This is a genomic window from Streptomyces rubiginosohelvolus (assembly GCF_014649875.1).
Taxonomy (GTDB): domain Bacteria; phylum Actinomycetota; class Actinomycetes; order Streptomycetales; family Streptomycetaceae; genus Streptomyces; species Streptomyces rubiginosohelvolus.
The window spans coordinates 301639-315629 of the sequence record NZ_BMTW01000007.1; the positions used below are offsets into that span (position 1 = coordinate 301639).

Consider the following 13991-nt stretch of genomic DNA (forward strand, 5'->3'; position numbering starts at 1 on the left):
GAGCATCACCATGACCACCCTGCAGAGCGTTCCCGCCCTCGGAACGCACCCGGCCTCCGGCTCGCTGCCGAGCCGCGCCGAGACCCGGGACCAGCTGTCCCGGGCCACGTACGACCTCCTGGTCATCGGCGGCGGCATCCTGGGCATCTCCACCGCCTGGCATGCCGCGCAGTCCGGGCTGCGGGTGGCTCTGGTGGACGCCGGCGACTTCGCCGGCGCCACCTCCTCCGCCTCCTCCAAGCTCCTCCACGGCGGTCTGCGCTACCTCCAGACCGGCGCGGTGAAGCTGGTCGCGGAGAACCACTTCGAGCGGCGCGCGGTCTCCCGCGAGGTGGCCCCGCACCTGGCCAACCCGCTCACCTTCTACCTGCCCGTCTACAAGGGCGGCCCGCACGGCGCGGCCAAGCTCGGCGCGGGCGTCTTCGCCTACTCCGCGCTCTCCGCGTTCGGCGACGGCGTCGGCCACGTCATCTCCCCGGCCAAGGCCCAGCGCGACGTGCCCGAGCTGCGGACGGACGACCTCAAGGCGGTCGCGGTCTACCGCGACGACCAGATGAACGACGCCCGCATGGCGCTGATGACGGTCCGCGCGGCCGTCGACGCGGGCGCGGTCGTCCTCAACCACGCGGCCGTCACCGGGCTGCGCTTCACCCGGGGCCGGGTCACCGGCGCCGAGCTGAAGGACAGCACCGACGGCACCGAGTTCGGTGTCGACGCCCGGCTCGTGCTGAACGCCACCGGCCCCTGGGTCGACCACCTGCGGAAGATGGAGGACCCGAACGCGGCCCCCTCCATCCGCCTCTCCAAGGGCGCGCACCTGGTCCTCAAGCGGACCCGGCCGTGGCGGGCGGCGCTGGCCACCCCGATCGACAAGTACCGCATCACGTTCGCGCTGCCGTGGGAGGACATGCTGCTCCTCGGCACGACGGACGAGGAGTACGAGGGCGATCCGGCGGACGTCTCGGTGACCGAGGCCGACACCGCGCAGATCCTCGACGAGGCGGCGTTCTCGATCAAGGACCAGCAGCTGTCGCGCGATCTGATCACCTATTCCTTCGCGGGTCTGCGGGTGCTGCCCGGCGGTCCGGGTGACACCTCCAAGGCCAAGCGCGAGACGGTCGTCACCGAGGGCCGTGGCGGGATGCTGTCGGTCGCGGGCGGCAAGTGGACGACCTTCCGCCACATCGGCCGTACGGTCATGAACAAGCTGGCCGCCCTGCCCGGGCACCCGCTGGCCGAGGACATGGAGCCGATGAACCGGCTGCCGCGGAAGCTGCCGCTCCCCGGTATCGCCAACCCGAACGCGGTCGCCCACCGGCTGCTCATCGACGGCCCCGCCCCCGGCCCGCGCATGGCCCCGGACACCGCCCGGCACCTGGCCACGCACTACGGCTCGCTCGCCTTCGACATCGCCCGGCTGGCGAACGAGAACCCGGAGCTGGCCGAGCGCGTGCACCCGGACGCCCCGGAGATCTGGGCCCAGGTCGCCTACGCCCGGGACCACGAGTGGGCCGAGACGGCGGACGACGTGCTGCGCCGCCGGACCACGCTGACCATCCGGGGCCTGGCTACGGACGACGTCCGCGAGGGCGTCGAGAAGCTGCTGGCCGACCGCGACTGATCCACCGGACCCACCCCCCACGGGCACGCGGACGGGGGCGGCTTCCTCACGGGAGCCGCCCCCGTTCCCGTACCCGCAGGACACCGTCCGGGTGCCACACTCCCGCCATACGCGTGCAACGTGCCGCGGGGACAGTGGAGTTCATGCGATTCTCCGTGCTCTCCCTGATCGGTCACGACCCGCACCCGCTGACCGGTGACCTGCCCTCCGCCGCCGACCGGTTCGAAGAAGTGATCGATACGGCCTCGGTGGCGGAGAGGCTCGGCTTCGACGCCTACTCCGTCGGCGAACGGCACGCGGGCGCCTTCCTCTCCTCCAGCCCGAACGTCGTGCTGGGCGCCATCGCGGCCCGGACGACCACCATCCGGCTGCTCACCGGGGTGACCGTCGTCGCGATCCTCGATCCGGTCCGGGTGGCGGAGGACTTCGCGACGCTCGACCAGATCTCCCGGGGCCGGGTCGAATTGGTCGTCGGCAAGGGCGCGGAGGCGGGCCACTTCGACCTGTTCGGCCTGGAGGAGGAGCGGCAGTGGGACCTCCAGAAGGAGAAGTACGAGCTGCTGCGCCGGCTCTGGACCGAGGAAGGCGTCGACTGGGAGGGTGAGTTCCGCCCGCCGCTGAAGAACGTGACGACCGTGCCGCGTCCGTACGGCGGTCTCCCCCGGATCTGGCACGGTTCGGCGACCAGCCTCAACTCCCCCGAACTGGCGGCCAAACACGGCGACCCGCTGTTCACCGCCAACGCCATCCAGCCCCGTGAGGCGTACGCGAAGCTCATCGCCCACTACCGCGAGCGGTTCGAGGCGTACGGGCACGATCCGGCGGACGCGAAGGTGGCGGCCGGATCGGGCGGGCTGCTCATCGCGGACAGCTCGCAGGCGGCCGTCACGCGGTACAAGGAGCTGTACGAGGCGCGGGTGCGCCAGACGTTCAAGCCGCATCTGGCGGGCAGGGCCGGCTACAACACCCCGTTCCGCACGATCGAGGAGGCGATCGAGGGCGGCCCGCAGCTGATCGGCAGTCCGCAGCAGATCATCGACAAGATCCTCGGCTGGCACGAGGTCTACCGCCACGACCTCCAGTCGATCACCGTGGACGGCCTCGGGCTGGGCCGTCCCGAGCAGGTGGAGACGCTCCAGCGGTTCGCGGAGGAGATCGCCCCGGTCGTGCGACGGGAGGCGCCGTCCTCGCTCCGGGACTGATCGAACAGTGTTCACCCGGCCGTGCAAGAGGGCTGCGGCCGGGGGCCCGGGAAGCCGTAAGGTTGCTCCGTACGTATGGAGACATCGGAAGGAGGCCCGGGTGATCGAGCTCGAGTCGGTGCCCGAGCTGGTCGACCCGGTCATGGTGGCCGCGTTCGAAGGCTGGAACGACGCCGGGGACGCCGCCTCCACAGCGGTCGGTCATCTGGACCGGGAGTGGAAGGGCGAGGTGTTCGCGGCGCTCGACGCCGAGGACTACTACGACTTCCAGGTCAACCGGCCCACGGTGTGGCTGGACGGCAGCACGCGGAAGATCACCTGGCCGACGACACGGCTGTCCGTGGTGCGGGTGGGCGGCGACAAGCCCCGCGACCTGGTCCTGGTGCGCGGGATCGAGCCGTCGATGCGCTGGCGGTCGTTCTGCAACGAGATCCTCGGCTTCGCCCATGAGCTGGGCGTCGAAATGGTCGTCATCCTGGGCGCCTTGCTCGGCGACACCCCGCACACCCGGCCGGTGCCGGTGAGCGGGGTCACCTCCGACGCGGACCTGGCGCGGACGATGGACCTGGAGGAGACGCGGTACGAGGGCCCCACGGGCATCGTCGGGGTCCTCCAGGAGGCGTGCACGCACGCCGGGGTGCCCGCGGTCAGCCTGTGGGCGGCGGTCCCGCACTACGTGTCGCAGCCGCCGAACCCGAAGGCGACGCTGGCCCTGCTCAACCGTCTTGAGGACCTGATCGGGCTGCGCATCCCGCTGGGCGAACTGCCCGAGGACGCTCGGGCCTGGCAGCTCGGGGTCGATCAGCTGGCCTCGGAGGACAGCGAGGTCGCGGAGTACGTGCAGACGCTGGAGGAGGCGCGGGACACCGCGGAGCTGCCCGAGGCGTCCGGCGAGGCCATCGCCCGGGAGTTCGAGCGGTATCTGCGGCGGCGGGACGGCGGTCCCGGGCAGGGGCCGGGCGGCCATGCCACGGAGACCGGGGACGTCTCCTATCTGCGGGATCCGTCCAGCGGCCGCACCCGCCCGCCGAAGCCGCCGCGCCCGGAGACGGGGCGCGGGAAGGCCTCCGACGACAAGGGCGCCAAGGGGACTGACGACGCGTCGGAGTCCGACGGCGAGGAAGGCTCCGGCGGCCGTCCCGAGGAGGACGGCGAGAGTTAGGCCCGGTGACGAACAGCGAGGCGCCGCACGGGAGATGATCCCGTGCGGCGCCTCTGTTCCGGAGCGTCCCGGTGCGGCTCAGGCGCAGTGGAACGTCGCCGCCGCCCAGTCGCCGTGGTCGCCCGTCTTGGACCCGTTGGTGTCGGTGACCTTCAGCCGCACCTGGCGTACGCCGTCGAGCTTCACGTCCACGGGCACGGTCGCCGAGGCGCCGGTCAGCTTCGGTGAGGTCCACAGCACCTTGCCGTCGCCCTCCACGGAGAACGCGACCTCTCCGTAGCCGTTGATCTCGTCGTCGATCCCGACGTCGGCCGTGAACGCCGTGCATCGGCCGCCGAGATGGACGGCGATGTCGGAGTCGGCGTGGGTGCCGATCCCCTTCTCGTACGTCTTCCCCGCGAGCGTCAGCGTCTTCCCGTCGCTCGCGCCCGACTCCCCGTTGGAACGGTCGCGTTCGGCGGGGCCGTAGCCGTTGCTCTCGGAGAGCCAGACCAGATCGCTCGCCCAGGCCTCGCCCTCGGGGGCCGGTGGCAGGACGGACACGGCGAGCCGCTGCTGACTCGTGCGGGTCTCCCCGGCGGTCCGGTAGCGGGCCAGCGCGGTGAGCCGGGTCTCGCGCACCTCGGCGTCCTTCGCCGGGGTGAGCTCCACCTCGACCCGGCGGGTGGCACCGGCCGGGATGCGGCCCGGGACCTTCGCGGTGGCCGTCCGCCAGCCCTCGGGGACCTGGAGGGAGACCGTGGTGTCGGTGAGGGCGGAGCTGCCCGCGGTCACCTCCACCTGGACCGTGCCGGGGGTGCCCGCACCCGCCTCCTGGCCCGTGGGGGCGGTGAGGGCGGCGGCCGCCGATGCCTTCTTACCGCCGACCGCGCTGGTGCCCAGGAGCTTCACGGTGAACTTCTTCGCGGTGCTCAGGGGCGCGGTCTTCACGTGCACCACGCCGCCCCGGTCGTCGCGGTCGTACCACCAGCCCTGGCGGGCCTGGTCGTACGCGGCCTTCGAGGTCAGCTCGGGCAGCGTCCGGTCCAGCTTCACCGCGCGCGGCTCGGAGCCGGTGTGGACGGTGAACTCGTAGGGGCGGGCGGTCTGCTTGCCGGTGAAGCTGCCCCGGCTCTCGTTGATCGTGACGGAGACGTCGCCCGCGCCGTGCTGCGGGGCCCGGACGTCGGCGCGCTGGGTGGCGTACTTCCCGTCGCGGTGCTCGCGGGTGACGCCGTCGTCCTCGTACAGGGTGAAGGAGGTGTTCCCCTGCGGGTAGACGTCCCAGGCCAGCGGGGAGTCGGCGGTGCGGTCGCGGTACGAGCGGATGCCCGGCCACATCGGGACGGCCGCGCCCGCCTTCACGAAGAGCGGCAGGGTGTCGAGCGGGGCACTGTAGGAGTCGATGGTGGTGGGGCCCTCGTAGGTGCGGCCGCTCCAGTAGTCGATCCAGGTGCCCTTGGGGAGGTAGATGTCCTTGCGCTCGGTGGTGTCCTGGTAGACGGGCGCCACCAGGAAGTGCTCGCCGGAGAGGAACTCGTACTTCGCGGCCTCCGTCGACGCCTTCGGGTCGTCGGGGTATTCGAGGACCAGCGGGCGGACCATGCCGACACCGGTCTTGGTGGCCTCGTGGGCGTAGCTGTACTGGTAGGGCAGCAGCGACTCCTTGAGCTTGAGGTAGTCGCGGTTGACCGAGGTGTACGGCTCCCCGTGGCGGAAGGGCTGCTTGTCCATGGGGGCCCAGCCGTCCATGGTCATCGTGGTACCGAGGAACATCTTCCACTGGAGGTCGCGGGTGTAGGTCTTGGCGCTGCCGCCGAAGATCCCGTCGACGTCACCGGTGGTGTAGGCGAGACCGGACATGGTGGCGCCCGCGTAGGTGGGGATCTGCCAGCGGATGTACTCCCAGGTGCCGGACTGGTCGCCGGACCACTGCACTCCGCAGCGCTGTGCGCCGGCCCAGCTCTCGGGGGCCCAGGTGAAGCCGCGGGCGTCGCTGTGGTCCTCGATGCCCTGGTAGGCGTCCTTGCAGGCGTCGAGGGCGAACTTGTATCCGGGGCCGACCCAGGCGACGTCCAGCTTGGCGACCCGCTGGCCGGCCTTGACCTGGGCTTCGAGGTTCTCGATGCCGTCCTCGGTCCACAGGCCGAGCTCCATGTTGCGGTCCTTGAGGCCCTGGGCGGTCTCCTCCAGGTCCTCGTAGCCGCAGCCGTAGCCGTCGTTGACGAGCATCCAGCCGTTGGGCATGTCGTTCTCGACGTATCCGTCGGCGACCTTCAGCGAGTCCAGGGTGCGGCGCTCGCCCCGGTTGGCGTTGTGGAGGTAGCAGTCGGCGTCGCCGATCTCCATGCCGTAGACGGGCGGCAGGAACGGCTTTCCGGTGAGGTCGGTGTACTGCCCGATGACGTCCTTGGCGGCGTCGGCGCCCTCGCCCGCGAAGTAGTAGGCGTCGAAGCGCTGTTCCTTCGCACTGGTCGTCACCGGGTCGGTGAACGCGTAGGTGCCCGGGGCATAGGTGTTGCGGAAGACGCCGTAGCCGGCCGACGAGAGGTAGAACGGCACGGAGTTGGGGTGGCCGCCGTCGTCCCAGTTGTAGTCGACGGCGACCTCGACGGTCTTGTCGCGGTGGGTGGTGTTGCCGCGGCCGTTCTGCATCCCGGCCCCGTAGAACTGCTCATTCGCGCCCCGGGCCAGCGTCTGGACGGTCTTCTCACCGGTCCAGCTGAGGCCCTTCGTCTCGGACCAGATCCGGCTGCCGTCCGCCCGGTGCAGGGCGAAGCGCAGCGGCTTCTTGTAGGCCCGCAGGGTGACCTCGCCCGTCGACAGCTCGTAGCGGTCGCCGCGCTCCTTCCAGCGGGTGTGGGGCGGCTCGCCCTGCGGCAGGACGATGTCGTCGCCGGTGGGGTCGGTGAACTTCCCGTCCGGGGCGAGCTCGATACGGAAGGTCTCCTTCGAGACGAAGCTGACCCGGGCCTCGGCCTGCCCGGCGGTCAGCCGGTAAACCGCTCCGTCCGCGCGGAAGCCGGTCACGTCCCCGACGGTGGTGGTCTCCGTGCTCTCCGCCGGGGCCTCGTCGGCGTGGGCCCCGCCGGGCCCCGAGAGGGCCGCGAGCAGTCCGAGCAGTGCAGCAACCGCTGCCGCTCTCATGCGCGTTGATGTTTGCATAGAAGGCTTTTAGCGCAACTTCGAGCACGTGACCATGGACAAAAAGGAACCGACCCCGAACTTCGTAGAGAAGTCCGAGGCCGGTTCAAGCCATGGGGCGGGCGGGGGAACCGCCTACAGAGCGACCCCCAGCAGGGCGTCGACCGTACGCGAGACGAGGCCGGGCGCGCCCTCGTCGGTGCCGCCCTCCGCGCCCTGGAGCGCGGCCCAGCGGTCCACCGCGGCGAGCGCGGCGGGGCTGTCCAGATCGTCGGCGAGGGCTTCGCGGACCTCCTCGACCAGCGCGTCGGCGGACGGCCCGTCGGGGCGCGAGACGGCGGCCCGCCAGCGCGCGAGGCGCTCGACGGCGTCGGCCAGCACCTGGTCGGCCCACTCCCAGTCGGAGCGGTAGTGGCGGGAAAGCAGCGCGAGCCGGATGGCCGCCGGGTCCACGCCGTCGCGGCGCAGCGCCGAGACGAAGACAAGGTTGCCGCGCGACTTGGACATCTTCTCGCCGTCCAGGCCGACCATGCCGGCGTGGACGTAGGCCTGGGCGAAGGGGTGCTCGCCGGTCAGCGCCTGGGCGTGCGAGGCGCCCATCTCGTGGTGCGGGAAGGCGAGGTCGGAGCCGCCGCCCTGGATGTCGAAGCCCATGCCGAGGTGGTCCAGTGCGATGGCGACGCACTCGATGTGCCAGCCCGGGCGGCCGTCGCCCAGGGAGGCCCCGTCCCAGCTCGGCTCGCCCGGGCGGGCGGCCATCCAGAGCATCGGGTCGAGGGGGTTCTTCTTTCCGGGGCGCTCCGGGTCGCCGCCGCGCTCGGCGGAGAGCAGGCGCATCGCCTCGGCGTCGAGGCCGGAGACCTCGCCGAAGTGCGGGTCGGCGTCGACGGAGAAGTAGGTGTCGCCGTCCAGGTCGTAGGCGGCGCCCGCGTCCCGGAGGCGTTCGACCAGGGGCACGATGCCCGGTATGGCCTCGACCGCTCCGATGTAGTGCCGCGGGGGCAGCATCCGCAGGGCAGTCATGTCCTCGCGGAAGAGTGCCGTCTCGCGCTCCGCGAGCTCGGTCCAGTCCTGACCGTCGCGCACGGCCCGCTCCAGCAGCGGATCGTCCACGTCGGTCACGTTCTGGACGTAGTGAACCTGCCGCTTGGTGTCGAGCCACACGCGCTGAACGAGGTCGAACGCGTTGTAGGTCGCCGCATGACCCATGTGGGTCGCGTCGTACGGCGTGATGCCGCAGACGTAGATGCGGGCGACGGGACCGGGGTCAAGGGTGATCCGTCCGCCGGTCGCGGTGTCGTGGATCCGAAGGTCGCGGCCCTTGCCGGGCAGGGCGGGGACCTCAGAAGCGGGCCAGGCATGCATGTCATGAGCGTAACCGGACGTTGCTTCCGGATACGAACCGGCTCCGGAAACCTGTCCGAAGAGGCCCTCTTGCGTGCAACGCCCAGCAGGGGGTAGAGCGCGGGTCGCCGTCGGGCGCCGGCTACACCGGGGGCCAGGGGATGGGCGGCCACTGGCCGCTCGGCTTCGGGTGCACGGCGCTCTTGAGCAGCCCGTCGATCCGCTCCCGCAGGGCCTCCAGCTCGGCCGGGGTGATGAGTTCGGCCATCCGGGTGGCGAGGCCGGCCCCCGGCGCCAGCTCGGCGGCGAGCCGGCCCAGCACCGCCAGGGCCTCTTCGGTGAGCGGTTCGCCCGCCCAGCCCCAGAGCAGGGTCCGCAGCTTGTCGTCGGCGTTGAAGGTGACGCCGTGGTCGATACCGAAGAGCCGCCCGCCGGGCGCGGGCAGCAGATGGCCGCCCTTGCGGTCGCCGTTGTTGATCACCGCATCCAGCACCGCGAGCCGCCGCAGCCGGGGGTCGTCCGCGTGCACCAGCAGCGCGGTCCTCCCCTCCCCCACGTCCGCGAAGCCCACGGCCTTCCAGCCGTCGCCCGGCTCCTCGCCCTCGACGAGCGCCAGCAGCTCGGGGGCGTCCTCACCGTCCTCGGGGCCGTCGATCCAGAGCTGGACCATGCCCTGCCCGTACGGCCCGTCCCGCAGCACGGTCGGCGGCACGAGGTCCCAGCCGGTCGCCCGGGAGACCTCGTACGCGGCGGCCTCCCGCTGGGCGAGGGTGCCGTCGGGGAAGTCCCAGAGCGGCTGCTCCCCCGCGACCGGCTTGTACGCGCAGGTGCGCTCCTCGCCGTCGTACGCCACCGTGCAGTGCAGCACCGCGTTGGACGCCCCGCCGACCTGCCCGAGGACGGTGAGCGTGCCCTCGGTGAGCAGGGTGAGCAGCTCGGTGTCCGTCAGGCTCCGCGACGGTATCCGTTCTGGCGCGGGCATACGTGTCCTTCCGGATCGAGCGGCAGGCTGCACAGCGGGCACGGCGGGCGGCCGGCGTTGACGACGTCCAGGGCCCGCTTGGCGAAGGCGCGGGCCTGGGCGCCGCTGAGCCGGACGCGGAGCATCGGCGGGCCGTTCTCCTCGTCCTGGAGGAGCTTCTCCTCGGCCTCCGCGAGATCGTCCTCGGAGTCGGCGTCGAGCTCGACGAGGGCCTGCGCCTCGACGATCATGCGCTGTTCCTCGCCGTCCCAGGCCAGGGCCATGGTGCCGACCCGGAACTCCTCCTCGACGGGCACGTCGAGCGGCGCGGTGTCGGTGACGTCGGTGGGCGCCATGGCGGGTACCGGGGAGTTGCCGCCCGTGCGGCGTACGACCTCGTCGAGCAGCTCGTCGATCCGCTCGGCGAGCGCGGCGACCTGGGTCTTCTCCAGGGCGACGCTGGTGACCCGGCCCTGGGAGGACGCCTGCAGGAAAAACGTTCGGCGGCCAGGCAGCCCGACCGTACCGGCCACGAATCGGTCCGGTGGGTCGTAGAGGAACACCTGACGGGACACGTCCTGCTCCCTTGAGCTTCGATGGTGGTTGGGGGGCGCTACGGCGCGTCCACCCTACTGCCCGGAGCGATCACGGCGCGCCCGCGCCGCCCCCGACCGTCGCGTCCGCCGAACCGTCACCGGCGGGGGACGCGGCGGCGTCCGCCCCGAGGCCGTGTTCGCGGGGCGCCAGGGAGTCGAGATCGCCGGTGTCGCCGAGCCGCAGGAGGAAGGGCCGCAGCCGGGTGTAGCGGATCGCGGTGACCGAACAGGGGTCGACGTGGATGCGCTGGAAGAGGTCCAGGTGCATGCCCAGGGCGTCGGCGACGAGGGACTTGATGATGTCGCCGTGCGAGCACATGACGTACGTGGCGTCCTCGCCGTGCTCCGCCTCGACGCGCTCGTTCCAGTCGCGTACGGCGTCGACGGCGCGGGCCTGCATGGCGCGCATGGACTCACCGCCGGGGAAGGCCGCGGCGGAGGGGTGCTGCTGGACGACCGACATCAGGGGCTCGTCGGCGAGTTCGGCGAGCTTCCGGCCCGACCAGTGACCGTAGTCGCACTCGCTGATCCGGTCCTCGGTGTGCAGGGGCAGGCCCGGGCGCGCGTCGAGGAGCGGCTGGAGCGTCTGCCGGCAGCGCTCCAGGGGGCTGCTGACGGCGAGGACCGGGACGACGGCGGCGAGCCGGCCGGGGAGGGCCGCGGCCTGTGCGGCGCCGCGTTCGTCGAGAAGGACGCCGGGGGTGCGGCCCGCGAGCACCCCGGCGGTGTTGGCGGTGGACCGTCCGTGGCGTACGAGGATCAGCGTGGGCATACCCGCCAGCGTACGTCCGAGGTGCGTGGGGGCGGGTTCACGGGGAAGAATGCCCGCCGTGATCGTGGACTGTGCCATCTACCGGGACGGGCGCCGCACCGAACGGCCCGACGACTTCTCCGACGCCCTGGACGAGGCGCGGGCCTCGCACGACGCGTTCCTGTGGATCGGGCTGCACGAACCGAGTGAGGAGGAGTTCGACCTCGTACGGGACGAGTTCGGGCTGCACCCGCTGGCCGTCGAGGACGCGCTGCGGGCACACCAGCGGCCCAAGCTGGAGGTGTACGACGACTCCCTGTTCGTGGTGCTCAAGCCGATCGTCTACGAGCCCGAGAGCGACACCGTCAGCGCCGACGAACTGATGGTCTTCATAGGGGACGCGTTCGTGGTGACGGTCCGGCACGGCGAGGGCGCCCCGTTGGCGGCCGTTCGCAAGCGGCTGGAGGCCGAGCCCGAGGTTCTCAAGCACGGCCCGACGGCGGTGCTGTACGCGGTCAGCGACGCCGTCGTGGACCACTACATGGACGTGGCCGGCGAGCTCCAGGTGGACCTGGAGGAGCTGGAGGCGCAGGTCTTCGCGCCGACCGGCTCGGGCGACTCGAAGAACACCGCCGCCCGGATCTACACCTTCAAACGGCAGGTGCTGGAGTTCCGCCGGGCGGCCGGTCCGCTGACGGCGCCGATGGCCCGGCTCTCGGCCGCGGGCGTGCCGTTCGTCCACGAGCACGCGCAGCCGTTCTTCCGGGACGTGGCCGACCACCTGACCCGCGCCAACGAGCAGGTGGAGGGGCTGGACCGGCTGCTCTCGGACATCCTGTCGGCGCATCTGGCACAGATGGGCGTGCGGCAGAACGACGACATGCGCAAGATCTCCGCCTGGGCGGCGATGGCCGCCGTGCCGACGATGGTGGCGGGCATCTACGGCATGAACTTCGACCACATGCCGGAGCTGCACTGGCCGTGGACGTATCCGGCGGTGGTCGCGCTGATGGGCTTCGCGGTGTACGGGCTGTACCGGCTGTTCAAGCGGCGCGGCTGGCTCTAGGGGGCGTCCGGCGGCCCGGGGCGGGCCGCCGGAGCCTTCGAGCCTCAGGCGTACTCGTGCTCGGGCACCGCGGGACTGCCGAGCGCGTTGCGCCGCTCCGGCATCTCCAGGGTCACCATGCGCCGCCAGCCGACGAGGCGCTCGTACGCGTACACCGCGTGGATGCCCGCCGCGAGGACGGCGGCCTTGGGGCGGGACCAGCCGAGGATGCGGCCCATGTCGGCCATCACGGCGAGGCTGACGTCGCGGTAGACACGGATCTCGGCCAGAGCGCACTCGCGCATGATCCGCTGGATGGTCCGGCCGTGCCCCTCGCGGGCGAGGGCGAGCAGTTCCTCGTGGCAGTAGGCGAGGTGGTTGTCCTCGTCGTTGGAGATCATCTTCACCGCGCGGCCGATGTCGGGGTGGTCGGCGAAGTACCGGCGCAGCAGCTGCATCTGCTCGGAAGCGCGCTGCTCGGTGATCCGGCTGTGGGCCAGATAGGTGATGATGTCGCGCTCGGTGAGCCGCTCCTCGCCGCGCAGCCGGGAGTGCGCGAGGCCGATGCCCTGCTGCTCCAGGAGCATCGTGTAGTCCGTCTCGGGCGGGACCTCGACGGGCGGCAGTCCGCGCTTCTTCAGAAGGGCGTTGAAGATCCGGCCGTGCTTGTCCTCGTCGGCGCCGTGCCGGACGATCCTGGGGGCCAGCTCACGGCGGCCCTCCGGGACGAGGGCGGCGATGCGGGCGTTCTCCCAGCCGCCCTGGGCCTCGCCGCTCGCGGCAATGGAACAGAAGAGCCGGTAGGACTCGTCGTTGTCCAGGATCTCCTGGAACAGGGTCTGCGCAGAGAGCATGAGGGCCACCTCCGTACCCGTTTTCCGCGGAGCCCAGGTCCGCGGAGCGGTATTCCGCAGAACGAGTCAAAGGGGCTACGGGGCGGTCGGCAACCGGAGCGGTCACGCACCGCGCACGGCCGGGGCGCCCCCGGGACGGCGTAACTCTTGGGCGCGTCGCGCGTTGTTCCTGCTGACGGCCGTGGCGGGGAAGACCCCCGAGCCCCCACCACGGCCGTAGTGCTGCCCGCAGGTGTTACGCGAGGCCGGAGCGCTCCAGGGCATCCGTGCCGGCGCGCAGGGCGGTGAGCCGCTCCTCCAGGGTGAAGCCGGCCGGGGCGAGGTTGAGCGTGGTGACCCCGGCGGCGGCGTAGGCCTGCATCCGGTCGGCGATCCGCTCGACGGGGCCGAGCAGCGCGGTCTGGTCGATCAGCTGGTGCGGTACGGCGGCGGCGGCCCCGGCCTTGTCCCCGTCCAGGTACTTGTCCTGGATCTCGGCGGCCTCCTTCTCGTACCCCATGCGCTGGGCGAGCTGGTTGTAGAAGTTCTGCTTCCGGCTGCCCATCCCGCCGACGTACAGGGCGGTGTACGGGCGGAACATGTCGGCGAGGCCGGTCACGTCATCGCCGACGGCCAGCGGCAGCGTCGGGCTGACGTCGAAGCCCTCCATCGTCTTGCCGGCCTTCTCGCGGCCCGCACGCAGCGGCTGGATCGCGGTCTCCTCCAGGTGCTCGGCGGAGGGGAAGATCAGCAGGGCGCCGTCGGCGATCTCACCGGTCTGCTCCAGGTTCTTGGGGCCGATCGCGGCGATGTAGAGCGGGATGTGCTCGCGCTCCGGGTGCACGGTGAGCTTGATCGGCTTGCCCGGGCCGCCGGGGAGCGGCAGCGTCCAGTGCGCGCCCTCGTAACTCACGCGCTCACGGGTCATCGCCTTGCGGACGATCTCCACGTACTCGCGGGTGCGGGCCAGCGGCTTGTCGAACTTGACGCCGTACCAGCCCTCGGAGACCTGCGGGCCCGAGACGCCGAGGCCGAGCCGGAAGCGGCCGCCGGAGAGCGAGTCGAGGGTGGCGGCGGTCATCGCCGTCATGGTGGGCTGCCGGGCCGGGATCTGCATGATGGCGGAGCCGACGTCGATCGACTCGGTCTGGGCCGCGACCCAGGTCAGCACGGTCGGGGCGTCGGAGCCGTACGCCTCGGCCGCCCAGCAGACGTCGTAGCCGAGCCGGTCGGCCTCCTGCGCGACGGCGAGGTTGTCGCCGTCCATGCCGGCGCCCCAGTAACCGAGATTGATGCCGAGCCGCATAGCCGCTCCCCTTACTGATCAGTAACGTCCCTTTCTCCGGACTCTAG

11 protein-coding genes are annotated in these 13991 nt (G+C 71.7%); 4 read left to right on the forward strand and 7 right to left on the reverse strand.

Annotated features, from left to right (window positions below):
• Positions 1–10 precede the first annotated feature (10 nt).
• The 3 genes from IE134_RS18730 (at position 11) to IE134_RS18740 (ending at position 3985) form a co-directional block, all read left to right on the forward strand.
• Positions 11–1621, forward strand: coding sequence for a glycerol-3-phosphate dehydrogenase/oxidase (locus tag IE134_RS18730; protein ID WP_010070231.1), 1611 nt, complete (start codon positions 11–13; stop codon positions 1619–1621).
• Between the two features lie 143 nt (positions 1622–1764).
• On the forward strand, positions 1765–2823 hold the full coding sequence (locus IE134_RS18735; RefSeq protein WP_189431120.1) for an LLM class flavin-dependent oxidoreductase: 1059 nt from the start codon (positions 1765–1767) through the stop codon (positions 2821–2823).
• A 100-nt stretch (positions 2824–2923) separates the two neighbouring features.
• Positions 2924–3985, forward strand: coding sequence for a PAC2 family protein (locus IE134_RS18740; protein WP_098019497.1), 1062 nt, complete (start codon positions 2924–2926; stop codon positions 3983–3985).
• 78 nt (positions 3986–4063) lie between these two features.
• On the opposite strand, the gene IE134_RS18745 is transcribed toward IE134_RS18740, so the two are convergent.
• From IE134_RS18745 to IE134_RS18765, 5 genes are all read right to left on the reverse strand, one after another.
• Positions 4064–7129 carry an NPCBM/NEW2 domain-containing protein gene (locus tag IE134_RS18745; protein ID WP_189431123.1) on the reverse strand — a complete coding sequence of 1022 codons (3066 nt, stop codon included), beginning with the start codon at positions 7127–7129 and terminating at the stop codon, positions 4064–4066.
• 114 nt (positions 7130–7243) lie between these two features.
• Positions 7244–8473, reverse strand: coding sequence for a cysteine--1-D-myo-inosityl 2-amino-2-deoxy-alpha-D-glucopyranoside ligase (gene mshC, locus IE134_RS18750; RefSeq protein ID WP_098019501.1), 1230 nt, complete (start codon positions 8471–8473; stop codon positions 7244–7246).
• Positions 8474–8594: 121 nt separating this feature from the next.
• The gene (locus IE134_RS18755; RefSeq protein WP_189431125.1) at positions 8595–9434 is read right to left on the reverse strand and encodes an SCO1664 family protein; all 840 of its coding nucleotides are present in this window, start codon (positions 9432–9434) and stop codon (positions 8595–8597) included.
• Positions 9398–9988: a DUF3090 domain-containing protein gene (locus IE134_RS18760; RefSeq protein WP_030712197.1), complete on the reverse strand. Its 591-nt coding sequence runs from the start codon at positions 9986–9988 to the stop codon at positions 9398–9400. Before IE134_RS18760 ends, IE134_RS18755 begins: the two co-directional genes overlap by 37 nt.
• Positions 9989–10058: 70 nt before the next feature.
• Complete coding sequence (locus tag IE134_RS18765; RefSeq protein WP_030712195.1) at positions 10059–10781, reverse strand: histidine phosphatase family protein; 723 nt, start codon at positions 10779–10781, stop codon at positions 10059–10061.
• Positions 10782–10830: 49 nt separating this feature from the next.
• Here IE134_RS18765 and corA point away from each other — a divergent pair, with 49 nt between their 5' ends.
• On the forward strand, positions 10831–11826 hold the full coding sequence (corA, locus tag IE134_RS18770; RefSeq protein WP_030712192.1) for a magnesium/cobalt transporter CorA: 996 nt from the start codon (positions 10831–10833) through the stop codon (positions 11824–11826).
• A 44-nt stretch (positions 11827–11870) separates the two neighbouring features.
• On the opposite strand, the gene IE134_RS18775 is transcribed toward corA, so the two are convergent.
• On the reverse strand, positions 11871–12659 hold the full coding sequence (locus tag IE134_RS18775; RefSeq protein WP_030712189.1) for a hypothetical protein: 789 nt from the start codon (positions 12657–12659) through the stop codon (positions 11871–11873).
• Between the two features lie 235 nt (positions 12660–12894).
• Positions 12895–13944, reverse strand: coding sequence for an LLM class F420-dependent oxidoreductase (locus tag IE134_RS18780; RefSeq protein WP_030712186.1), 1050 nt, complete (start codon positions 13942–13944; stop codon positions 12895–12897).
• Positions 13945–13991: the final 47 nt, after the last annotated feature.